This window comes from Microcoleus vaginatus PCC 9802, assembly GCA_022701275.1.
Lineage (GTDB): Bacteria > Cyanobacteriota > Cyanobacteriia > Cyanobacteriales > Microcoleaceae > Microcoleus > Microcoleus vaginatus_A.
The window spans coordinates 2,313,804-2,337,750 of sequence record CP031740.1 but is presented as its reverse complement, the minus strand read 5'-3'; the positions used below and the strand labels follow the sequence as shown (position 1 = coordinate 2,337,750).

At 44.2% G+C, this 23,947-nt stretch carries 19 protein-coding genes and 3 pseudogenes; 11 read left to right on the top strand and 11 right to left on the bottom strand.

Annotation, left to right across the window (positions count from 1 at the left end; translation table 11 throughout):
* Window positions 1-169: 169 nt before the first annotated feature.
* Window positions 170-1,017 (bottom strand): annotated as a pseudogene (locus tag D0A34_09600) (IS630 family transposase).
* A 720-nt stretch (window positions 1,018-1,737) separates the two neighbouring features.
* On the opposite strand from D0A34_09600, the gene D0A34_09595 reads away from it, so the two are divergent.
* The 5 genes and pseudogenes from D0A34_09595 (at window position 1,738) to D0A34_09575 (ending at window position 3,715) form a co-directional block, all read left to right on the top strand.
* Entirely contained in the window at window positions 1,738-2,094 is a 357-nt protein-coding gene (locus tag D0A34_09595) for a hypothetical protein (protein UNU19089.1), read from the top strand.
* Window positions 2,095-2,388: a hypothetical protein gene (locus tag D0A34_09590; GenBank protein UNU19088.1), complete on the top strand. Its 294-nt coding sequence runs from the start codon at window positions 2,095-2,097 to the stop codon at window positions 2,386-2,388. It abuts the gene before it with no gap.
* Between the two features lie 181 nt (window positions 2,389-2,569).
* Window positions 2,570-2,770 carry a hypothetical protein gene (locus D0A34_09585; protein ID UNU19087.1) on the top strand — a complete coding sequence of 67 codons (201 nt, stop codon included), beginning with the start codon at window positions 2,570-2,572 and terminating at the stop codon, window positions 2,768-2,770.
* The gene (locus D0A34_09580) at window positions 2,770-3,204 is read left to right on the top strand and encodes a hypothetical protein (protein UNU19086.1); all 435 of its coding nucleotides are present in this window, start codon (window positions 2,770-2,772) and stop codon (window positions 3,202-3,204) included. The genes D0A34_09585 and D0A34_09580 overlap by 1 nt, the downstream gene beginning before the upstream one ends.
* 76 nt (window positions 3,205-3,280) lie before the next feature.
* Window positions 3,281-3,715, top strand: a pseudogene (locus D0A34_09575) (pirin family protein).
* A 253-nt stretch (window positions 3,716-3,968) separates the two neighbouring features.
* Here the strand turns inward: D0A34_09575 and D0A34_09570 are convergent.
* From D0A34_09570 to D0A34_09555, 4 genes are all read right to left on the bottom strand, one after another.
* Window positions 3,969-5,126: a transposase gene (locus D0A34_09570; protein ID UNU19085.1), complete on the bottom strand. Its 1,158-nt coding sequence runs from the start codon at window positions 5,124-5,126 to the stop codon at window positions 3,969-3,971.
* A gap of 265 nt (window positions 5,127-5,391) precedes the next feature.
* The gene (locus D0A34_09565; protein ID UNU19084.1) at window positions 5,392-5,967 is read right to left on the bottom strand and encodes a TIGR04376 family protein; all 576 of its coding nucleotides are present in this window, start codon (window positions 5,965-5,967) and stop codon (window positions 5,392-5,394) included.
* A 335-nt stretch (window positions 5,968-6,302) separates the two neighbouring features.
* Window positions 6,303-7,550, bottom strand: coding sequence for a hypothetical protein (locus tag D0A34_09560; GenBank protein ID UNU19083.1), 1,248 nt, complete (start codon window positions 7,548-7,550; stop codon window positions 6,303-6,305).
* Between the two features lie 683 nt (window positions 7,551-8,233).
* Complete coding sequence (locus D0A34_09555; protein UNU19082.1) at window positions 8,234-10,156, bottom strand: ABC transporter ATP-binding protein; 1,923 nt, start codon at window positions 10,154-10,156, stop codon at window positions 8,234-8,236.
* A 198-nt stretch (window positions 10,157-10,354) separates the two neighbouring features.
* On the opposite strand from D0A34_09555, the gene D0A34_09550 reads away from it, so the two are divergent.
* A complete protein-coding gene (locus D0A34_09550) occupies window positions 10,355-11,512 on the top strand; it encodes a hypothetical protein (GenBank protein UNU19081.1) in 1,158 nt (385 codons plus the stop codon).
* A gap of 52 nt (window positions 11,513-11,564) precedes the next feature.
* Here the strand turns inward: D0A34_09550 and D0A34_09545 are convergent.
* Window positions 11,565-11,889 (bottom strand): annotated as a pseudogene (locus tag D0A34_09545) (AraC family transcriptional regulator).
* Window positions 11,890-12,308: 419 nt separating this feature from the next.
* Here D0A34_09545 and D0A34_09540 point away from each other — a divergent pair.
* Window positions 12,309-12,680, top strand: a complete 372-nt coding sequence (locus D0A34_09540) for a DUF4342 domain-containing protein (GenBank protein UNU19080.1) — start codon at window positions 12,309-12,311, stop codon at window positions 12,678-12,680.
* 86 nt (window positions 12,681-12,766) lie between these two features.
* Here the strand turns inward: D0A34_09540 and D0A34_09535 are convergent, their stop codons facing one another.
* Window positions 12,767-14,098: a serine hydrolase gene (locus D0A34_09535; protein UNU19079.1), complete on the bottom strand. Its 1,332-nt coding sequence runs from the start codon at window positions 14,096-14,098 to the stop codon at window positions 12,767-12,769.
* Here D0A34_09535 and D0A34_09530 point away from each other — a divergent pair.
* Both D0A34_09530 and D0A34_09525 read left to right on the top strand, forming a co-directional pair.
* Window positions 14,097-14,297: a hypothetical protein gene (locus D0A34_09530; GenBank protein UNU19078.1), complete on the top strand. Its 201-nt coding sequence runs from the start codon at window positions 14,097-14,099 to the stop codon at window positions 14,295-14,297. The genes D0A34_09535 and D0A34_09530 overlap by 2 nt on opposite strands.
* Window positions 14,298-14,334: 37 nt before the next feature.
* The gene (locus D0A34_09525) at window positions 14,335-15,603 is read left to right on the top strand and encodes an IS701 family transposase (protein UNU19077.1); all 1,269 of its coding nucleotides are present in this window, start codon (window positions 14,335-14,337) and stop codon (window positions 15,601-15,603) included.
* A 152-nt stretch (window positions 15,604-15,755) separates the two neighbouring features.
* Here D0A34_09525 and D0A34_09520 read toward each other — a convergent pair whose 3' ends face one another.
* On the bottom strand, window positions 15,756-16,088 hold the full coding sequence (locus tag D0A34_09520; protein ID UNU19076.1) for a hypothetical protein: 333 nt from the start codon (window positions 16,086-16,088) through the stop codon (window positions 15,756-15,758).
* A gap of 495 nt (window positions 16,089-16,583) precedes the next feature.
* Between D0A34_09520 and D0A34_09515 the strand changes: the two genes are divergently transcribed.
* Window positions 16,584-18,452 (top strand): TIR domain-containing protein, encoded by a 1,869-nt coding sequence (locus D0A34_09515; protein ID UNU19075.1) that lies wholly within the window; start codon window positions 16,584-16,586, stop codon window positions 18,450-18,452.
* Window positions 18,453-18,745: 293 nt separating this feature from the next.
* Here the strand turns inward: D0A34_09515 and D0A34_09510 are convergent, their stop codons facing one another.
* The gene (locus tag D0A34_09510) at window positions 18,746-19,255 is read right to left on the bottom strand and encodes an O-acetyl-ADP-ribose deacetylase (protein UNU19074.1); all 510 of its coding nucleotides are present in this window, start codon (window positions 19,253-19,255) and stop codon (window positions 18,746-18,748) included.
* 50 nt (window positions 19,256-19,305) lie between these two features.
* Window positions 19,306-20,052, bottom strand: coding sequence for a 5-formyltetrahydrofolate cyclo-ligase (locus D0A34_09505; protein ID UNU19073.1), 747 nt, complete (start codon window positions 20,050-20,052; stop codon window positions 19,306-19,308).
* A gap of 239 nt (window positions 20,053-20,291) precedes the next feature.
* Between D0A34_09505 and D0A34_09500 the strand changes: the two genes are divergently transcribed.
* Window positions 20,292-23,132, top strand: coding sequence for a hypothetical protein (locus tag D0A34_09500; protein ID UNU19072.1), 2,841 nt, complete (start codon window positions 20,292-20,294; stop codon window positions 23,130-23,132).
* Window positions 23,133-23,204: 72 nt separating this feature from the next.
* Here D0A34_09500 and D0A34_09495 read toward each other — a convergent pair whose 3' ends face one another.
* On the bottom strand, window positions 23,205-23,669 hold the full coding sequence (locus D0A34_09495; protein UNU19071.1) for a hypothetical protein: 465 nt from the start codon (window positions 23,667-23,669) through the stop codon (window positions 23,205-23,207).
* Window positions 23,670-23,947 lie beyond the last annotated feature (278 nt).

The following is a 23,947-nucleotide window of genomic DNA, read 5'->3' as shown; positions in this document are numbered from 1 at the left end:
CAAAATATTTTATAACTGAAACCCTCGCCAGACAAAGGTTTTAGAGGTTGACAGCTTGAAAGGGAAAACTTAAGGTGAAGTTACCAAACAAAACCTTAAGACCCCAGTCAGAATCATTATGGCTCGAACTAGCTTTCTTGTTATAGTTATTTCAAATAAAAATGAGACACTAAGTTGCACAATAAGCGCGAATAATCTCATCAAGAGATGTGGCAGAATGCGAATACATTATAGCTCTCTTTAATGCACTAAAATCATGCTCAATATCATTTAAGTCAGGAGAGTATTTTGGTAAAAAAAGTATCTGATGGCCTGCTTCCTCCACCAGCAGTCTAATTGCTGTCTTACGATGAATCGGTGCATTATCCATGATTAATATTGATGGTATTGTTAAAGATGGCAATAAATATAAAGCTAACCACCCTTCAAAACTTTCTGCATTCAAGCTCCCTGTAAAGACCATAGGTGCAATCAAGTCCTTGTTTCCTTTTCTTCTTCCTGCTACTAAATTTTCTCTCTTTCCGCGTTTTCCTTGTCTATCCCCATATACTTTTTTTCCTTTTTTTGACCACGCATAAACACAAGCATGAAACTCTTCAAACCCTGACTCATCAATAAATACAAGGCTTTTACTCCCATGAGCTTTAATTAAATTTCTCAGTGTTTGGTAGTATTGTATTCTTTCTTCTCTATTCCTTTCTCTATAACGATATTCTTTTTTTTTCTCGTAATTTTCATTTTCTTTAAGGCATAGCATATGGCACTCGCTCTCACCCCGAATTTCCTTGCTCTTTCTATTAATCTTGCTTCGGGATTTTCTTCTACATCTTTTCTGAGCGCTTCCCAGTCTATCTTTCGCTCACGGTGTTCTACCTTAGTGGCTCGAAGGTCTTCCCTCCCTAGCCATCTGTATATTGTTGCTCTTCCTACTTTAAACAGGGCGGCGGCTTTAGTTATACCCCCTCCATTTTCCACATAATCCACTACTCTTTTTCTTAAATCTAGACTGTATGCCATTTTTCGGCTCCGAGTTAACAATTTTTCTTGATTTTACATCATCTTGCATTTGTCTCAGATTTATTTGAAATGACTATAAATATAAGGATAAAGGCCAGACAGGCACGGGCACCGATTTTTATCGCACTACCTGCAGCTGCATTCCTAGAGTTGCCAAATTTCTAGACATCGACACGAAGCAATACGTACCAAACCTAGACGATTTAGTCGATCGCGCTGGCTACACTCGCGCATACACCAAGCCGGACGGGACAGAAGGAGAAATCACAGTCCCAGAAGGCAAGCGGACTTATCTTGCAAGCGGCAAACCAAACGCGCGCACAGTTTTCCTAGTTACTGGCAGAAAAACGGCGAAAGGAACACGGCGGAAACTATCTTTTACCTTTCCTAGTTATCTGTCAATTGCTGAAATCGGGGACGCTCTGGGCGACATAATCCCCGCCACAAAAGTTAACCGCACTGGAACAACAGGCGCGGCTGATATCGATCCATTTTTCACAGTTAAAGGCGGCGGTACTTATCCGATCCCGCTGCAGACAGAAGCAGAGGCCACCACCGACACCGACGCGGCAGGAACTCCAGCCGACGAAGTGACAATCTTGGCCGGTACCAAGAGCCGCAAGAAAAAAGCGGTAGCGGTAGCACCTCCCACAACCTAATCAGGGTAATTTTTAGGGCGGTATTTAATTACCTTGCCGCCCTACTATTGCGAATAAAGAAATGAGCCTCGACGATGAGAGTAATTGGGAAGTTGTACACAATGGCTTTTACTCGGCTGCGGGTGAAAATCCAATTGAAAAAATACTAATTCCGGGAAGCTTCACTAATCACACAATTAGAGCTTATACAACATCCTTGCAAGCTAAGCCTACGTGGTGGTTAGCAGGACGACTAACGCAATTATTAGGCAGTAGCACGTCAGGGCCGGACTTCGAGGCTTCGCGCTGGGCCGTTCCATTGAAAAGGCAAACATTAATAAAGCTGCCCGTCTTCACCGCTGAATACCGCATCAAGTTTGAGCCTGTGCGCTGGCTTAAAGAAATCGCGCTAGTTATTGAAATATATACTGGAAATTAAATGAATGTTAGAGATTTGATAGAGATTATTGGAATCTCCATCGGTTGCGCTGGTGCTGTTGCAACGGGAGCCTTTACCGTTGCAACACTGCGAGCCGAATCAAACATGAAAGATGTGAGAAACGAGATTAAGGAATGGAATAGGTTCGCCCAAAAATCTATCCAGAATGACAATCACACCATGGTAGAACTCGGGCTCTTAAAAAATGCTGTAAATGACATTTTTAGGGTTTTAGATATGCGGCGAAAACCCTCTTTGCCAGAAGAGAATAAACCCCAACATACAGACTTTTAATAAGTGGACAAATACTCGTATCGTTTCACTATTGCCTCGTTAAATATATCTGTAATTATGTTAGTTGGCGCGGGCATAGTCTTAATTTTCCAAAAAGAAAACCCTACAGCACTTATTCCTTTTCTAGCGCCGATTCTAACACTGTTGGGCGGTTTGCTCGTTTCCCCCCCGAGAGCGCAGCATGACAATCGACAAAGCTAAACAACTTTTAGAAATTCCTAACTCTAGTAAATCTCAGTTAGTAGATTGCTTAGAGGATTTAGGCAAAGAGTACGGATACATACAGGGTATGACGATTGCGGGTCGGCGCGATTTAGTATCAGGGCGAAAAACACTTGCAGAAATTCAATCATTAATCGAACAAATTAAGCACAAAATATAATGCACCAACTAATTTTTACAATGGATTTGCACCAATCGTCAGAGCTAATTTATGGAAATTTGCAGTTAATTTACCCAGACGATCGAGCGATCGACTATGTGGCAACTTCGGGCTGTGCCGACTGGCAGCGCCCCGGTGATGAATGGGTGAGGGGGAAGGGCCCGATTCCGGCAGGTGAATACCAAATCCCAACCGAGCCTTACTATTTAGAGACAAGGGGAGTAGAGGGCGATTTTTTCCACATCACGCCCGACCCGGTAGTTTCGGATAAAGGAATTCGAGCCGAGTTAGGTCTGCATTTTGACGCCAATTATCCCGGTAGCGCGGGCTGTGTGGTGCTGAAAAATTGGGATGGCTGGCGGCGTTTGTGCGATCGGCTCGCGTCAATCGCCGATTTAGGGGTGAAGAGTTTGCCGCTAACTGTGAAGTATTGAATTCGGGGAGGCCCGCAACCCGAAGCGGTTCCATTGCTTTAGTCGCGAGCCATCAAAATCCTATCATCGTTGGGGATTCACCCTAATTGCCGGTGAGGCCTATGGTCGTACTTCCCCAGTTCAAATATTTTCACCCATGATTTATCTGGACGTGCAACTGACTGCTGGAAGAGAATTTACCTTACCTGGCCATTACAGCGAACAGGCGGTTTACAGCGTAACAGAGGGGCTTGTTATCGATGGAGTGCCTCTGGAACAACATCGGTTGGCAGTTCTACATTCAGGCACTGAAGTAAACATTTCTGCTTCAGGCAAGGCTCGTTGTATTGTGATTGGCGGTGAACCTGTTGGTGAGCGGCATAAGTGGTGGAATTTTGTTTCAAGTCGCCACTCGCGCATTGAGGAAGCTAAACTCGATTGGAGAGAGGGACGGTTTGCTCAGGTTCCTCAAGAGACAGAGTTTATTCCGCTGCCAGAAGAGCCACCTTCTCAAGCAGAGCAACCGTTGTGAATAACCGCAGCGATTTAAATTAAAAAACTTTTTGTTGATTCAGAATCTCTCTTTTTTACTCTAATCTTCACGCCTATTATTCCCAAACTTTTGATGCCGTTAGGCATAGATTCTAATTAATTAGGTGAGAATATTGTAGGGATGATTAATTAATTGTCCCTACAAGTTTAGGATGGTAATTATTTGACACTCCCCTGGCTAAAGCCGAGGGGATTCTTGTTTCGCAGAATCGACTTGCCGATGCAGAATTGCTTCAACATCGGTAGCGGTCAATTCTCCACAAGCGTTCGGATCTAAGATCCAAGTTCCGGTGTGCCCCACCGTACTTAATCCCCTCCTTGAGGATATTTCTAGCGGCGTTCCAATCTCTATCAAGGGTGCATCCGCACTGACAAGCGTGGGTTCGCGTTGATAGACTTTTCTTAACAACAGTCCTGCAGCTAGAACATTCTTGACTTGTTCCATTGGCTGGCACGGCAATCGTAATCCTTCCGAATACTTTGCCGAAATATTCCATCCATGTTCGGAACATATACCAAGATGCGTCGTTAATCGATTTGGCTAAACAGTGATTCTTCACCATATTTTTAATCCTCAAATCTTCGTAGGCTACACAGTCGTTTGACTGGATGACGCATCTTGCCAATTTCACGGCAAAATCTTTACGCTGTCTACTTATTTTGAGGTGGCGCTTTCCTAGAATCACTCTAGCTTTTCTTCTGTTGTGCGAACCCTTGACTCGTTTTGAAACTCGTCTTTGGGCTTTTTTTAATCTGTACTCTCCCTTGCCCAGAAATCGCGGATTTTCGACGGCAACGCCCTTTGAGTCTGTGTAGAACTCTTTGAGCCCCACGTCTAATCCAATGGCATTGCCTGTGACCTCAATCTTTTGAGAGCGGTCAACTTGAACGCAAAACTGGACGAAATATCCGTCTGCTCGCTTTACTAAGCGTACTCGCTTGATTTGACTACGGTGATAAAAATGTAAGTCGCGCGTCCCTTTTAGTTTGAGTTTCCCGATTCCTTTCTTGTCGGTAAAAGTGAGAGATTGCCGGTCGGTTGCCAGACGCCATCCGGTTGTCTTATATTCGACCGAGCGGTTGTCTTTCTGGAACTGCGGAAATCCCTTTTTTCCCGGAATTTTCTTTTTACAGTTATCGTAGAATCGGGAGATTGCCGACCACGCTCTTTCTGAGCTAGATTGCCGAGCCATGCTGTTCAAGTCATCGCAAAACGAAAATTCTTTAGCTAAAACAGCGCTGTACTTATTTAAGTCGTATTTATCGACTTTTTGGTTGTCCATCCAAAAGCGCAATGCTTTGTTGCGGATGAACTGCACTGTTCTAATTGCTTCATCTATAGCATCTAATTGCTGCTTTTTACCGTATGCTTTGAATTCAAAAACTAGCATGACTTCGACCTAATCACGATACTCTTATGCTAGCAACGCTAGCTTAACATCGCTAAACTTGTTCACAAAGCTTTACAAGTACGTGTCGTATCCCCTACATTAGGAGAAAGCCGTCGAGCGAAGGACGGGGTTTTAAACCCAATTTCTTGATAAAGTCTGAGCGAGCGATCGCCATACCTGAGAGTCTGGGGGGTTGACGAATATAAGCGTTGGGAATCCGAGTTTCGAGTGAACCAGTCCCTAAAAAATTGGGATAATTTCGTAACTATCGGCCTATATTCCGCTTCATTTGATCTAGTTCTTCCTGAGCTTCCCAGTGTTGAAACTTTTCTTCTAAAGGATCTGCCGCATTAAAACTGTTATAATTTGAACTCTGATTCCAACCCTTTGTATCCCAATTTGGCTCTGTTTTAGTGGTAGTTCGAGTTGCAGCTTCTGCGGCTTTTGCTCGGACTTCTTTTCGCCGTACTTGAATTTGGCGGTAGAGTTCTTTTGCTTGTTCAATCCGTTCTTTGCAGCCTTGCATTTGACCCCAGCGCTGATTTCCCTGACGCAACAAAGCTGCTTGCCGCTCTTGGGCGGCTTGAGCTAAATCGAGCCTTTGAGCAGCTTTAGCTTTGTTGATGCGATCGTTCCAACGCTGAATTTCTTGAGCGGCGGAGAGAATTTCGGCTTGCAGTTTTTTCTCTTGTTTTTGGATATCGAGAATCAGCCGCAGAGTGTCTTCTTCTTGTTCCTTCAGTTGTTCTTCTATTGCCTGCAATTCCAGATGGGGATTGCTACGCAAAAATTCTTCTAATCTGGTTTCTAGAAAGCGGCTGAAATCATCAAATAAGCCCATTTTTTATAATTCCTCAGTCATTAGTCCTGGGTCATTAGTCATTGGTCATTAGTTATTAGTCATTGGTTCTTAGTCACTGGAGATCGATTATTGATCCTGAGTTGTTAGTTATAGCAGAAGAAAGTTCGGCAACGAATGGGGGAACCGATTTAACGGATAGAAGCAAGAAGTAATAAGAGCAATGGTTTCAGCCATTAAGAACGTCTTGGCGGTTCCTATATTATAACTGTTGTCACTGCTCGTGATATACAGCCCGATCGCGGCCCATTACCGATTACCGATGACCTAACTCATAACTAATGACTGATGACTAATGACTGATAACTGATGACTGATTAGAACTTTTGGCCGACAAAAACCGATCGCACATCTCCTCCCTTGCGGATAACGGCTTCTTGATTTTTGATTTCTGCCAGCGTCCAACCGCTAGCCCCAATGCTTTCGCCCACATAAATTCTGCGGGCTACGCCGTCTACTTCAAACAAAGCAGCCGATCGATCGCCCAACTCCAAAATCCCTACCAACGTGTGGGCGGAAGTCGGGGCGCTGCTGACGGCCGGTGCGGATTGCTCGGGCGCGGGCGCGGATTGCTGGGCTGCTGCTGCTGGGGGCGCTGGTGCCGGTTCGGTTTCGCGAGCCAAAATCTTTGGCTGGGGAGACTCCGAGGGGGAAGGCGAAGCGGCGAGGGGAGAGCGAGTTCCCGCAGCGGCGATCGCACGACCCGAGGCTGGAGCAGCAGGCGAGGGGGAAACTGCAGCGGTTTGAGGAGCAGCCGGAGCAGCCGGAGCAGCCGGAGCAGCAGCTACCGGAGCAGCCGGAGCCACAGTCACCTGAGCGGGGGGAGGGATGACTACGACTTGAGGTGCTGGTGCTCCCGGCTGCGAGGCAGCTTGTTCGAGGGCATTAGCAATGCGGTTGACTGCTGTCGAAAGACCTGCGGTTGCCGGCGGCGCGCCGGAAATTGGAATGCTCGGCAGTGTCCCTGGGGTGGGGGCTCCGGGAACTCCTGCAAGTTGGGGGTTAGCTTGGGGTGCTTTTTTTTGTTCGATCGCTTCTAGGGAGCGTTCCACATATTCGACAAACTGGGTATCTGGTGCTGTTTTGCCACTTGCTGCGGGTGTCTCTGGTGCGGGGGCGGCGGGCAAGCGCACCAATCCCGACCTGCTTGCGAGCCATAACCCCATGACTAGCAGCAGCGACCCAAATGCTGCTCCCAGCAGCATTCTGTCGAATGATTGTTTGGACTGCTGTTTTTTGGCTGTTTCTAGGGCGACTTGGCGGGCGATCGCTTCTACGTCTTTTTCCCCCCTCTGCGGCTGGGGGGGTGCCAACTGCGACAAAACTATTTGAGGTACAGAGATCGACTTGAGCGCCACGAATTCAGGCTGCACTGGTTCCGATGGCAGTCCGTCGCTGCCGTCGAATGCTCGATCGACTCCTTCAAACAGTTCGTCCATCAACCGATCGGCGTAGGACTCTACTGCCACTGCTTCGGCTGGCACTGTTTCGACGGTCGCAACCACGGAGATCGGATCGGACGCTGATTCCAAAGACATCTGTTTGGCGATTACTTTTTGAGGCATAGTTTTCTCTGATTCGCGCTGCTCGACAACCCTGAGACTGTTAACTTTTGACTTCTACAGGATACTTGTGATGTTGACCAATTCTTGGCTCGGAACAGGTCAATTGTATCTCACTCATCACCATATTTTTAGTCCTCGGCCAACTTACTTTGCCCGATCGACTTTTTTTTTACCTGTTTTGGGCCTTTTAGTCCCTGTTTTCTGCTGCCAGTCTTATTTGCTTACGCTGACTTTTACTGCATATTCACTGCTTGTGTCAATCCCACCCTCCGGGTCTTCACAGTTTTTGACATACAGCTTTACTTGAGGCTCTCGCAAAAAAAGCGGGTTTTTTGGCGCTGTTTCCGATCGCCTTGCAGGTTTAACAAGGATTTCAGACTTTTACTCGTCTTAAGTTTGTTGGTCAGTTTGCTTGACAGTAGTAACAAGCAACCGATTTTATAACTTTAATAGTACCATAGCTTCATCACACTTAGGTAATAAATTGTCAAAGGTTGCCAAATGGTCTGCTAAACAAGCATTATTCCTAATATTTTTTTACACTACTATTTGTAATACAAAAAGAAAAAAATATTGAAATTTGTCAATATATATTCGTTTCAGCAGGAAATTTTTTCATCCATAATTACTCTAGCTCCTGTCATTGTGAGCAGGAGCTAAAGACAACACTCGGACAACCCAAATTAACCCACCCGTTCCGCCAGTTCCAACCAGCGCTCAGTCGCGCGATCGATCTGCTGCGTCAACTGAGCCAAACGATCCGATAACTTCTTCACCTCGGCAAACCCGCTGGGAGCATTGTTAGACAACCTCTTTTCAATCTCTTGTTTCTCAGCTTCCATCTGTGGAATTTGACTTTCTAATTGTTCGTATTCCCGCTTCTCATTAAAGGAAACTTTGGTAGATTTTTGAGTAGAAGTTGGGCTTTTAGAATTATTAGATTCAGCGGTGCGTGTAATTTTTTCTTTTTCTTTTTGCCCTTTGATTTCTTTGGCTTCTTCGGCTTTCTTGTAGTCTAAATACACCGAATAATTGCCGGGATACAAACGCAAATTGCCGCCCGGTTCTAGGGCGAAAACCATGTCGATCGTGCGATCGAGAAAATAGCGATCGTGGGACACCACAATCACGCAGCCGTTAAAATCTTCGAGATAATCCTCCAAAACCGCCAAAGTCTGCACGTCTAAGTCGTTTGTCGGTTCGTCCAAAATCAGCACGTTCGGCGCACTCATCAGCACTTTCAACAGAAATAACCGGCGCTTTTCCCCGCCAGAAAGTTTGTTAATCGGTGCATACTGTTGGTTCGGTGGAAACAGAAACTTTTCCAACATTTGAGAAGCGGTAATGATTTCCCCATCCGCCGTTTGCACCAATTCCGCGACACTTTTCAAGTATTCAATAACTCGTTGGTCTTCGTTCGGCGTCAAATCCTCTGAATGCTGGTCAAAATAACCGATATGAATGGTTGTGCCAATTTCGACCGTACCCGAATCCGGCTGAATGCGTCCGGTAATGATATCCATCAGCGTCGATTTTCCCGCACCGTTGCTACCAATAATTCCAATCCGGTCTTCGGGTGTGAAATTGTAGGTAAAATCTTTAATTAAAGTGCGATCGCCATAAGCTTTACAGATATTCAATAACTCAATCACCTTCTTACCAATTCGGCGGCCCGCTGTGGCAATTTCGACTTTGCCGTTGGCTGTTTTGAACTCCTGGGCTCGCATATCTTTAATGCGATCGATCCGAGCTTTTTGCTTGGTACTCCGCGCTTTCGGCCCGCGTTTGAGCCATTCCAATTCGCGCCGCAATACACCCGCGTGTTTGCGAACAGTGCTGGCGGCGGATTCTTCAGCTAAGGCTTTTTTCTCCAAGTAATAAGCGTAATTGCCAGCATAATTGTAAAGGTCGCCGCGATCGATCTCCAGAATCCGATTGGTAACGCGATCGAGAAAATAGCGATCGTGGGTAATCAGCAGCAAAGCACCGCGATAGCCGTTCAAATAGTTCTGCAACCACTCTACAGACAGCGCATCCAAGTGGTTTGTCGGTTCATCCATCAGCAACACATCGGGCTCGGACAACAATGCCGTTGCTAAGGCAATTCGCTTGCGGTAGCCGCCGGACAAATCGGCAATTTTCGCATCAAAATCCTCAATCCCCAACTGAGTCAAAATCAATTTCGCCTTGGTTTCCAAATCCCACGCATCCACCTCATCAATGCGTTCAGACACTGCAGACAGACGCGCCATCAACTTGTCTGTATCGCCTTTGCCGTGGGACAATTGATCGGAAATTTCCTCGTATTCGCGCACTAAAGCCATTTGTTCGCCACTGTCGGCAAATACTTGCTCTAAGACAGTGTGATTTTCGTCTAAATCCGGCTGTTGGGGGAGATAGACAATTGTAGACCCTGGATTGACCCAGCGATCGCCAGAGTCGATCGACTCCATACCCGCAATCATTTTCAGCAGCGTTGATTTGCCGGAACCGTTGGTGCCGATGAGTCCGACTTTATCGCCTTCATCCAGGCTGAAACTGGCATCTGTCAAGAGTTCCTTGATGCCGAAGTCTTTTTTGATCGATCGTAGAGTAAAAATAGTCATCTGTATAGAAAGTCATTTACCTGACTTAGTTTAACTTAGTTCGATCCTTTCGGGTTGCATCGGTATGGTCTGTCGTTCCGATGAAACTTCTTCAAGACAAGGGCGAACTTGATTTTTATGAGGATATAAACTTTAATAAATGTTAAGAATGTGATAAAATTTATATATTAATATCTTGTATCTTCGTGACTTAAATATATGGAACATATGGAACTAAATGAACTTAAGGAGCTTGTCAGAATGGGAGAGTTTGGAGCAATTAGTTTGGATACATCAATTTTTGAGTCTCAAGGGTTAAAGCTAGAGTCTGGGCTGCTTAAGCAATTAGACCAATTTCTAGATAATTCTACAAAGTTGATTATCTCCGAGGTGGTTAAAGAGGAAGTATTATCGCACTTAACTAAAAAAACCAAAGATGCACAAAGGGACATTGATAAATCCCTCAAAGACGCTAAGGATTATTGGCAAGTTGAGGATAGTGATATTGAAGACATAAAAAACTCACTTTTCGGTGGACGTGAAGCACAAGAAGTTGCGTCTGAGCGATTTAGTCAGTTTATAGAGGCTACATCTCTGGAGATTCTCGAAGCTCAAGATTATTTAATAGTCACCGAACTAATACAAAAATATTTTAGAGCCAAGCCCCCTTTTTCTGAAAATGGTAAGAAAAAAAATGAATTTCCTGATGCAATTGCTTTAATCTCTCTTGAGACTTGGGCTAATAAAAACAAAACAAAAATTATTGTTGTTACATCTGACAATGACTGGAAAAATTTCTGCAAAGGCTCTGAACGACTTTACTCTAGTGATGACTTTGCCGGCGTTTTAGGACTGTTTCAAAATGCTGATGATCTATGTAGACATTTATCCCAACAATATGAAAATGGCGTTCTTGAAGATGTAAAACAAGCTGTCTTTAATGCTTTAGATTATAAAATTTGTGAAATGGATATTTATCCAGAGGCTAACTCTTCTTTTAATTATGAACAAGAAGTAACACAAATCAAGGTCACGGAATTTGAATTTGAATTGCTTGAGTCTCCTAACATAATATTTAGACCTGTTAATTTTGATGACAATAGCTTGATAGTTGAATCAAAATTAAGTGTTGATGTCAATGTTGAGTGCAGTTTTTCATTTTATGTCTACGATCATATCGACAAAGATTATGTTGGAATAGGAGGCTATAGCGTAAATACTCAAGACAATTTGGAGGTGGAGGTTTTAATTACATTTGCAGGTGATTTTAAAAGGGTTGGCGCACAGGTCAAAGTAGATGAGGTTGAAGTGGAGATGAAAACACCTGTCAGCATTGATTTTGGGGATATTGATCCAGATTGGGGAGACGAAGATTAGGACTACTGAAAAGCGGCATAACAAACTGTGTACTGTACAAAACCTCGCTCGCTTAATTCGCTCCGACTCTCGGTGTCATCCCCGTAAATTGCCGAAACTGTGTGCTGCCAATGGCTGTGGCTGTTGAATTCACACCAATACGGCAATGTCCATCATCGATCTAGAAAATTTCAACAATTGCTTTGCCCGTTTTACCCGTTGGGCGATCGGGTATTTGTAGGGGGATGTGCCGACTGCTTAAATACATGGCTGACATGAAATTGACTCGTATCCAGCAATGGAGGTAAATCTGCCAATTTAATATCTTGATTCAGATGTTAGTTGATGTACTCGGTTTGAGTTTCTGATTTTATTGTGCTTCGCCAATGCGATGCTATCTCTGGGATGCTTTTGGGAACTGGCATTGCAAGACATAGGTCGATTGTGCCTAGATAGCAATCAGTTTTGAAGTCATTCTAGAAATATAAAGTTTTAATTTTAATAATTTTCCCTGACTTTAGTTCACTTGGTGTCCAACTTAAAGATTCAACCGACAGTCGCCACCAAGACCCGGGCTGGCAGTACGCACCTTACTTGTATCTAGAGACGGGTTGTTTCAACAAAATCTTCTCTATCTTTAGGAATAGATAAACCCGCCCCGCTCTAACCAGACAAAAATAAAGTTTTGAGTAAAAAGGCGGGGGTGGAAAGTACGAATGCACATTGTAGGGTTTCCTGGCCTGTCATTCCCAAGTGCGATCGCCGAAGATAAGAGTATAGAAATTAAACGGCTGGTTTTCACCCGCCCTTACACAAAATGAACTTACAAAAAGAACAACAAGTAACAATTCTACAAGACGAAACAGCAGCGGCAGGAAATTCAGCCAACCCAACAGTTGAAACTCCTTTATACGCCTCAGAATTTGCAGCAGAGGAAAAAGTCAGAGTGGAAGAATTTAAGATTAGCGGCGACAGCCTAATTGGTAAAGTCAAAGAACTAATTCAGCAAGGAAAACTCCGCCGCCTCGTCATCAAAAACTCGCAAGGGCGGACTTTGGCAGACATTCCGCTGATGGCGGGATTAGTAGGCGGCGTGGCAGGCTCAGTAGTCTTTCCAATTGCTGCTGTACTTGCTACAGTAGGGGCAGTTGTGGCTCATTTGACTGTAGCCATCGAGCGCAAAGAATAGTCATTAGTAATTAAAAATCTTCTCTTCAAGTCCGCGAAGGCGGACTTTGTTTGTTTAGTAGCGATTTCAATCGCCGAATTGTCTGCTCAACGCAAATTATCCGGTACTCTCGCCGCAGGTTGGTCTAAATAATTGTAAACAATCCGCGAAATCCGACGGACAAAATCTCTCACAATCGGGTCATTGTAAGGACGTTTGACAAATATTGCCGCTAAATAACGCTTACCGTTGGGCATATCAATAATTCCCGCATCGCCAACCACAAAGCCGATATCTCCGGTTTTGTCAGCAATCACGGCTCCCGGGCCTAAACCCGAAGGCAAAAGCGTTCTAGTTGTTGTGTTCCGCAGTAATTCTAAAGCTTGTTCCCGACTCGATTCAGAAACTAATTTATCGCGAGATAGCATCGCCAGCAACTTTACCATATCCACAGAACTTGTGGTATTTGTTCCTTGAAAATCTCCCAACCAATTGCGAATTCGGGTGTCCGTTAATCCCCAACTGCGAAAACGCTCGTTAAGTTTAGCAATTCCCCCCAAACGTTCAATAATCATGTTGGTGGCTGTATTGTCGCTGATGGTAATCATTTTATCTACGGTTTCTCTGATGCTAAACCGAGTTCCATTTGGTCTGTCTTGCATAGTGCCAGAACCGCTGGCTACTAAGTCAGACTTCATAACTAATGTTTCGTCTAGGCTAACTTTGCCCGCGTCTACATCTTGATAAAAAGCAATCAGAATAGGTAATTTGATGGTACTGGCGGCCGGAAATACTCGATCGCCTTTGATATCTAAATAGTTGCCTGTATCTAAATCCAGAAAAAACATTCCGGCGCTCAGGGATCTATACTGTTCGATCGCACTTTCGATTTGAGGCTTGATGGCTGTCATTTCCGAGCCTGTTGACATCACCAAATCAGTGGAATAGTTTATCTTATTTCCCGGCGAAACAGAGGGCGTAACTTGACCTGCTGCTTGTTCTATGCGAGTAATAGCTGTGGGTATAAAAGACTCGTTCCCCGCTATTTGCTCGGGATTTGGCAACTGAAATGACCAGCGCGTGGCAGATTCTCTAATGACTCGGATTTTTTGCGGGTCTAACTTATAACCGGGAGTTAATTGTATGACTAACCTGGTAGTTCCGGTGTCAAATTGCCCGACTCTAATTTGTTGAATAGCTGAGTTGTAACTTTGAGGACTTTCGGGATATTCCAAGACTATTCCCGGTAAATCAATTACTAAGCGGGTGGGATTAGCAATTAGTTTAACTTCCGGCTGAACTCCTGAATCTGTGGTTAAATTGAGCTGATTTCCCCTGGGATCGAAGTGCCAAGATGTTAGTGTATCAGCTTTTGCGGGCAGGGCGAGCGAGAAAAGACTAAGGGCGGCCGGCAACAGCCATCGCAGTTTAGGAGTCATGTTTGAAGAGAAAGAGTTTAACGGCTGCAGCAAGAAAGCGACTGGAAAAACGTTATCAACCGCTTTCGAGATGAAGCACCTAGCATCATACAGTCAACTCTTGCCCGCAGCCGTAATGTTTTTATTCTCTTTGGGAGTATTTCGTTTCCGGCACTCCTATCGGGACTTAAACAAAAAAATTGTGCTAAAAATAGTATAATGTAGTCAGGTTAAGCTTTTTACGTCAAAAACGCGCAATGAAAGAAACAACTCCTAGCGCCATGCCACCATGCTTCGATCGATGGTGTCGTCGTTTTGACGATGTTTTTAGCCATCAAGCCCAAAAAACAGGGTTTAAGCACTATTTAGGGGGATTATTGGGAGAAAGTGAGCGAAAAAACCTGACTCAGATGTCAAGAGACTGTATAGGAGTTACATACAACCGATTGCATCATTTTTTGACAGAAGCTCCTTGGAATGCCCAGCAAGTTAACCAACGACGGTTGCAGGTGATGCAGCAGTGTAGGCAGACTCATATCAGCAGAGGGTTTACTCTGATAATAGATGATTCCGGTCACAGAAAAAGTGGCAATTTAACAGCAGGAGTTGGTCGGCAATATATTGGAGAAATCGGAAAAACAGATAATGGTGTAGTAGTGGTAACTACACACTTATATGATGGAGTGAAAAGCCTACCACTTGATGTTGAATTATATCAACACGCTCATTCGTTACCTCAAGGAAAAGAAAATCCAGAATTTATTAAAAAACCCGATATAGCCATCAAACTAATTGACAAATGCTTAGAAAGGAAAGAGCGACCAGCAGTAGTTTTAATCGATGCAGGCTATGGGAATAATAGTAGATTTTTGCAGGAGTTAGAGAAAAGGAAGTTAACCTATGTAGGAGGATTAGCCAAAAATCGAAAAGTAGTCTGTCAAATAGAACCCGAGCGACAACCCGAAGAACTCAAACTCTCAGAATTAGCAAAACGTTTACCAGCAGAGGCTTTAAGTGCTATTACACTAAATCGGGAAAAGCCCAGAACTGTGTGGGTAGCAACTATCACAGTAGAATTCTCAACCATGTCCGGGCCAAAAACAGTCGCTATCGTCATGAATGCTCCGACTTGTTCTACCGCCACAGAAGTTGATTATTTAGTGACTAACGCTGCCAGTGAGCGGGCAACAGCATCATGGATAGTAACAACTTACTCCCAACGTAATTGGGTAGAAGTGTTTTACCGTGAAGCTAAAGGATGGCTAGGGTTAAAAGAATATCAAATCCGAGGAAAGAGAAGCCTTTATCGACATTTAATATTAGTATTTTGTGCTTATACTTTTATCATTTGGCATCAGTTAACAGGAGGATTGCGTCGGCAGTGGGCTAACCAACCTTTAACAACATTTACTGAAGCTTTGTCAGCTTTTAGAACAGCTATATCTTACAGGTTTTTTGGCTGGTTGCAAGAAAACAGGGACCTATTTACTTTATATAAAGCCAGTTTGGGCTTTGTTTGGGCTTAAAACTTGTTTAAGTCCCACTATCAAATCCGGTTCTATTACCCCTTTTTCTTCCAGTCTCGCGCAGGCCGACAAAACTTTGTACACTGGCGGATTCTCTTGGCAGAATTCTTGTTTTGTAGGCACAAATTTTATTCACCTGCGATGAATTAAACTTAGGCGACTTCTCGATTTCTAGCATCTTCGAGCGAGTCGATCGCGGCTTTTAAAAACACTTTTCCTTTAGCAACAAATCGGCGATCGCTCAAAGGATCGTAAGCTTCCCAATTACCGCTAACTTCGCGATCGCGCCACAAAAACCAGCAGCGGTAGATTTCCCCGCTATCTATATCATCGCACAAAGCCAGCCAATCGTCCCCCGTGAGAGCGCTAGCATCTAATGCTACCAATTCCACCCATGCAAGTGCAGTGCAGGCATCGATCGCCTCAGCGTCAACGGAGTCAGATTTGGTAGCTATAGGTTGTGGCGAACACAGTGTAGACTTCATAATTTCTCCTTAATTCAATTAAATCAATCAATCAATGAATTGCGCTATTTATGGAACTGACCCCGGTACGCCAAGTGGAAAAACAGTGTTTTGATAAATTTCTGGTTGGTCAAATTTACCAGCGGCTGATGCTTCTGTTAAATTATTAAGTGTATTAATTGTGAAAATGGCGGCGGTTCCCAAAGCGGCCATTGCCAGTCTGTGTAAGATTTTGCTCATTTGGCTGCTCCTTTTTTGCTTGGTGTATCTACTCTAAAAAGTTAAGTGGTGATTAGCGGCGGAGATTGGGGAGTTAAGAAAAACTTTTTCTCCTCAAATATATTCAACTGTTGAAGCCGTTATCAGGACAGAGTTTGAGGAGTCGATCGCCCAAAAAACCTCTGGTCGTAAAATTTCTTAAATTCCGCCTAGCGGACTATCTCCCTTAAAATCGCCCAAAATAGGAACTTAAGGCGTTAAAATTTCTAGATTCGTTCTCCTTTCACTGCAAGCGAAGTGCTCAAGTCAAAACGCGATCGCGGTCGCATTCTCACTGCCTCTGGCTTAAAGAAACTTAACGAGGCGCTCCAAGAATGGTCTGACCGAAATAACATTAGAGGTACTCTGACTGAAATCGAGGCTGAGTCTGGCGTTGGTGCCGATACAGTCAGCAAAATTAAGCAGGGTAGAGAAGGTGCGGATTTGAGTAAAATTCGACAGTTGTTCGCGGCTTTTGAAATGACTCTGGCTGCTAGCGACCATCGATCGGCTAAACTTGAGGAACCGGAAAATTTAGACGAGCTGGACAATTTGCCACCAGCGGAAGATACAGCCACCAGCAGCAGAATTGTTAAAATATTTGTCAGTTATCGCAGCGCCGATCCCGATCGCGAATTGGGAAAAGAGTTAGAAACGGCCTTAAGCGCGATCGGTCATACAGTTTTCACAGCAGAAAATAACATTAGATTGGGAGATAATTGGTTCGATCGCATTAATTTATTCCTTCAAGAATGCGATTATTTGCTGATACTTTTGCCGCCAACGGGAAACCAAAGCGAACTACTAACATATCAAGTTCAGCAAGCAAAAGAACTGCAAGACTCCCGCCCTGACAGAAAACCCATAATTCTCCCTATCCGCGTCGGCTTTCCCCTGAACGCGCCTCTCAATCACGACTTGCGGGGCTATCTGTACCGCATCAAACAGAGGGAATGGAAAACCACCGCCGACACTCCAATTATTATCGAAGAAGTTGTGAATTTGCTAGCAGAAAAACCCGCACCAGTCACAGAACAAACGGAAGATTTAACGCAAAAACAGCTATTAGAAATTAGCAGCGACGAAATACCTCTACCCGCCGCCGAACCGGAATTACCGGGAGGACAAGTGGATGTCGCTTCTCAATTTTATGTAGAACGCCCGCCCATCGAAGAACACTGCTATCAAACTATTGTGCAGCCCAGCGCGTTAATTAGAATCAAAGCACCGAGACAAATGGGCAAAACTTCCTTGATGGCAAGAATTTTGCATCACGGCGCCCGTCAAGGTTATTGCACCGTGCCGCTAACTTTTCAGTTAGTAGATAAAGGCGTCTTTGCCAACTTAGATAAATTCTTAAAATGGTTTTGCGCTTACGTCGGCCGCGAGTTGCACTTAGCCAATCAATTAGACGATTATTGGGACGAGATTTTTGGCAGCAAAGTCAACTGCAAAGATTACTTTGAAAAATACATTTTACCGCAAATCGACAGTCCTTTAATTTTAGGATTAGACGAGATCGATCGCGTTTTCCAATATCCCGACATTGCCGAAGACTTTTTAGGACTGCTGCGGGCGTGGCACGAAGAATCGAAGCGGCGCGATATCTGGAAAAAACTGCGATTAATTGTAGTTCACTCCACCGAAGTTTACATCCCAATGAACATCAATCAATCGCCTTTCAACGTCGGGCTGCCAGTAGATTTGCCAGAATTCAACCATCAGCAAATACAAGATTTAGCAGCGCGCCACCAGTTGAATTGGTCGGAGGCGAAAGTTGAGGAATTGATGGCCCTTGTCGGGGGACATCCGTATTTAGTGCGAGTTGCATTATATCACATTTCGCGATCGGGTTTGACACTCGATGAATTAAAAGAAACTGCGATCGCAGATGCGGGAATTTACAGCGACCATTTGCGCCGCCAACTGTGGAATTTAGAAGAATATCCAGAATTGGCCCAGGGGATGAGAGAGATTGCACAGGCAGAAAATCCCGTGCAATTAAAGCCAATGCAGGCGTTTAAGTTGGAAAGTTTGGGGTTGGTGAAATTGCAGGGGAACGAGTGCGTGCCGAGGTGCGAACTGTATCGACAATATTTTCGATCGCACTTAAGCGCGATCGTGTAAAATTTTGTCTGTAAGTGCGGTAAGTAATAATCAGGTGAATGATACCTATGAACGATATTTTTTTGATAACTTCCGATAATTGGCTAGATTGGATAACCGTGTTTGGTTATCTAGCCTTTACAGCTTTCATTGCATGGCGCGTGTTCACCACAAAGTAGATATATCATGAAATTACCTTCTTCTTCTGTCTTGCTTCGCCTCCTAGCGCTAACGCGCCTTCGCGGTTTGTTAAATAAATAGTAAAAAATGTAGATATTAAGACTAGGGTAAAAACCCTAACCTAACTAAATTCACTACCTCAGACTGTAGTTAGATAGAATCCTTTCATAAATTTCATAATTCTCTCGATCGAAGCAGCAAAAAATTACTCTTGGAGAACCACCATTCTTTTGTATTTCTTCTGAGCATATCTTCACTGCAATCTCACCTGCTAGAGCTTTAGGATATTGGTAAATCCCAGTGCTAATGCAAGGAAATGCCAAACTCTCTAACTCTTGCTCTGCGGCGATTTGCATACACTTGCGGTAACACTCGGCCAGGAGTTCAGGTTCTCCATGATTACCTCCCCGCCATACTGGCCCTACTGTATGGATGATGAACCGCGCCGGCAAGTTATATCCTTTAGTTAGCTTAGCATCCCCAATCTTACATCCTCCAAGCAATCGGCACTCATGAAGAAGTTCTGAACCTGCTGCTTGGTGTATTGCTCCATCTACTCCACCACCCCCAAGTAAACTGGTATTTGCAGCATTCACGATTGCATCAACTTCCAGTTTTGTGATGTCGCCCAAAATAACTTTCATATTTTTTGTAATAGTAAACTCTAGGCAAGTTTAGCAAAGAAACTCCTTATCTAGTCTTGCGCTCTCAACTTTCGCAAAATCGGAATTTGTTCCAACTGTTCCGGCCGTATACAGTCCCAGTTTAACCCAATTGGACGCGGATAACTTGTATTAGTCTCAATTACATCCTCAGCAGTAACAATCCAATTCAGCGCCCAATCGTGAGCCTGCATTGGTAAACGCGAATCGGCGACTATTTGCAAAGGATGCACTGTTGTGACAATTGGCGTATCGATTTGTACTAACCCGAATTTTTTCAACATAGCCAATTCCAAATCGGCAAAACCTGCACCTTTCCCGGTTCTTCCACCGCCCGGCCCTGCTGCTACGCAGCCGACTATTACTAAATCAATCGGCTCCATTTCTGCAAAACTTACCAGTTTTCCGCAAGTCAGTGCTTTGCGGGCGATCGCACTTTCGGCAATAGATATATTTTGCCGCTGCAAATCTTCAGCAGTTAACTCTACAAAACAGCGATCGTCTGTCAATCGCGGTACTGCCATATACAGGCGTTTTCCATCTTGCAAAGCTCGCATCCGCACCGGAATTTGTGGCGAATCTGGATTGCACTTAATCGTTTTTGCTTGTTGCCATATTGGTAAATTTGCCAATCTTTCGGCAGCCAACTGAGTACCGACAAAGTTGGGGATATGACCCAACGGATCGCCAATAGATGCGGCTTGCTGCTTCAGCAAAGACCAAATTTCAGCTCTTAACTTGTCTTTGTCGTCGTTATATCCAGTCCAATCAGTTTTCATGCTGTAAGTAGAAGGAAGAAGGAAGAAGGAAGAAGGAAGAAGGAAGAAGGAAGAAGGAAAAATGCTCATCTAGCAACTTTTTTAGCCATTTGTATCTGAGATTTAATTAAGTATATTCATTTATTGTGGTACAATTAATCATACAAAATTATAATAAGCCCTCGATTATTTAGTCTCTTAGAGAGGGACTTCGTTTGACTCTTGAGCGGTTTAAACCGCCGAATGTTCTTTTTTATTTTATGAATTTTACCACAAAGCCCAGTTACTATCAAGTCGGTGGGAGTTTGACAAATAACGCTCCGAATTATGTGAAGAGGCAAGCCGACGACGACCTTTATAACGGATTAAAAGCCGGGGAATTTTGCTATGTTTTGAATTCCCGGCAAATGGGCAAATCTAGCTTGCAGGTGCGGACAATTCAGCGGCTGAGAAATGAAGGAATTGCTTGTGCTGCGATCGACATTTCGGAAATTGGCAACCGCGGCGTCACTCCCGAACAGTGGTATGCTGGTTTGCTACGCATTCTCGAAAATAACTTTAACCTGTCAGATATTGTCAACGTGCGGACTTGGTGGCGCGATCGCAATTTTTTAACCCCGGTTCAAAGATTGAGCGAATTCATCGAAACCATACTATTACCCAACATTTCCAGTAATATTGTCATTTTTATTGACGAAATCGACAGCATTCTCGCCCTAGATTTTCCCGCCGACGATTTTTTAGCCTTAATTAGATCGTGCTACAACAAGCGGGCCAACAATTCAGAGTTCGATCGCCTAACTTGGGCTCTTTTAGGCGTAGCATCGCCGACGGATTTGTGCCGCGAGAAAAATGCCAGCAGCAATACTCCTTTTAATATTGGCAAGGCGATCGAATTAACGGGTTTTGACGAAACCGAAGCTCAACCGCTAGCAGCGGGGTTGGCAGAGTTTACAGACAGCCCTAATCAAGTTTTGAGAGAGGTTTTGTATTGGACGGGCGGGCAGCCGTTCCTGACTCAAAAGCTGTGCAAACTATTGTTGGAAAATGCCGAATTAATCCCGAATTTACCCCCCCCAGCCCCCCCTTGCCAAGGGGGGGAGAAAGATGCAGCCGCCCCTTGCCAACGGGGAGAGAAAGATGCAGCCGCCCCTTGCCAACGGGGAGAGGAAAATACAGCCGCCCGTGCCCAAGGGGGGGAAAAAGATAAAATTAACACTTCTAAAGAGTGGGTTGAAAAGGTAGTGCGCTTGAAAATAGTGGAGAATTGGGAATCTCAGGATGTCCCAGAACATTTGTCCACAATTCGCGATCGGCTTTTCAAAGAAAACCAGCGCATTGTCAGGAGACTGGGATTGTATCAGCAAATTTTAGAACAAACTGAAATTGTCCCCGATGGTAGTGCCGAACAAATGGAGTTGCGATTAAGCGGATTAATTGTTAAGCGTGGGGAGAAATTAACAATTTCTAATCCTATTTATGAAGCTGTATTTAACAAACAATTAATTGAAGAAAAATTAGAAAAACTCTCGCCTTACTCGGAAGCGATCAAAGTCTGGCTAAATTCTAGCTGTGAAGATGATTCCCAACTGTTGCGAGGGAATGATTTGCAGTCAGCATTAGTTTGGGCGGCAGGAAAAAGTTTGAGAAACGAAGATTTTCAGTTTTTGACTGCCAGCCAGAAAGTTATTTTGAGCGACCAAAATCAACTGCTGCATTCAGCTACACTAGAAACCAAAAAAGCTGTCTGGGATGCGGAAAAAGCTTGGAGTGAAGCTGACTCTGCCAAACAAAAAGCCAAACAGTGGATCGGCATCGGTTCTGCGGTACTGGCAGCATCGTTACTGGCGGCGATCGGCTTTTCAACTCTCGCTTACCAGCGGTTTAAACTAGCACAAGCAAGTATTGAAATCGAACAAAATGGCAGCGATGCTTTATTGTTGGCTGTTTCTCAAAAGACAGAAAATAGCGAAGCTTTATCAGAAGCTTTACTGAGGGCGATCGCCTCCGGGAAAAAATTAAAAACCTTGGTTGAAAACAAACATAAGCTAGAACAATACCCGGCAACTAGACCGCTGTTAGCCTTACAAATAATTCTCGATAAAATTAGTGAAACACAGCAGCTCAAAGCCTCATTAAGCCCGCAAAGAAAGATAAAGTGGCAAGCTCATAAAGGTGCAGTTACCAGCGTCACTTTTAGCCCAAAGAGGCAAATTTTAGCAACCGCAGGAATAGACGGTAGAGTTAGAATATGGAACTTTTCCGGGCAAAAAATTGTTGAATGGAGAGCTTTACAGCAGTCAGTTAATATGGTAAATTTTAGCCCAAACGGTAACTTTTTAGCGACTGCCGGAAGGGACAGCACTGTTAAAATATGGAATTTATCAGGTAAAAATATTTCTAATTTGAAAGGAATTCAAGGCTCTGTTACCAGCATCAGTTTTAGTCCCGACGGAAAGTTATTAGCGGCGGCAGGGATAGACAGCTATGCTGCAATTTGGGATTTGTCTAAACTGCCACAATTAGTATCGTCTAGCCTGAAACTCCCAGGTCATAACGGCTTAGTGAGAAGCGTAAATTTTAGCCCAAACGGCAATTTCATAACGACTTTAGATGGCAACTCTACAGTGCGACTTTGGAATTTGTCGGGCAAGCGGAAAAAAACACTGCCTGTTCAGGCAATTGGGCTCAGTTTCACTCCGGCTCAACACCAGTATCGCTTTGCTACAGTAACATTGAATGGCAAAGTGGGGCTGTGGAATCTGTCAGAAAAAGAATTAGTTAAGGAATTTCAAACCTTGCATTTTGATGCGAAATCAATTAGTTTTAGTCCCGACGGAGAACGGCTGGCTACAGTGGGAATTGACAAGACTGTACGGCTGTGGAATTTAGCGGGGCGGCAGGTTGCTCAATTTGAGTTCGAGGAGAATGTTGTTAGTGTCAGTTGGAGTCCAGACGGAAAGCAAATTGCTGTAGCTGGAAGCAACGGCACTGTCTGGCTGAGGCAGGTTGAAGGGTTAGAAGAATTGCTGAAGCAAAGCTGCAATTTTTTCACCACTCAACCGAAGTATTTTACCAGAGTTTCAACTATCTGTAAGTAGGGTGCATACCTGACTTTAGCACGTAGGACACAGCATTGCCATCTCCTATCCGTAGCTAATGAGTTATGACTATCAATTTACTTTAACAGGTGAAACACTTACATTAGGATTTGTAACTCTTTTTAAGAGTTCTTGTCGGGCTTGTTCGGGATTTTGACCTTTGGGTACTTGATATAATAATCTACAGGAACCGTCTTGAGGATTAGCTGCACAAATAATTAGTTTACCGGTGGTCGATGCACCTGCTGTGACAATATTATCCCAGCTTCCTTGCGGTTGCGAGTTGTTGAGAATTCCTGAGACTCTGGTACATCGAGTAATCGCATCTTCTCCTGATTCATTGAAATAGTTATCAGCTAGCCACAAAATAACGGGAATATTTTTGCCTTGTTGGACAGCAATTGTAGCTGGGCGGCCGCCAGCAGCGCCGCAGAAGAATGAAGGCGCTTGGGCAAAGGCTGGACTGTTTGCTAAAATCGGAGCAGCAAGGGCAATAATTGACGCGCTAAAAGCAGACTTTAAGAGCCGAAATTTCATGAGCAGAAATAAGCTTTTTCATTTAAGGTTACTAATAGTCTAAAAAGTTAAACTGTTTGTTGCCGGGAAGATTAGGCATTTAGAGAAAAAAATAAAATTTATTCTGCAAATTTTTGCGATCCCACACACTGGCCTCATCTAAGCCAAAACTCCGGGAAAAAAGCTCCCTGACAAACACCAAAGGCAGAAAACAGGTGCAGCCACAGGGGGCGCAAGCACGAAGGTATAGGGTAAAGGAGTGGTTTTGCACCGTTTTTTGCTGAGCCTTGCCCTTCCTG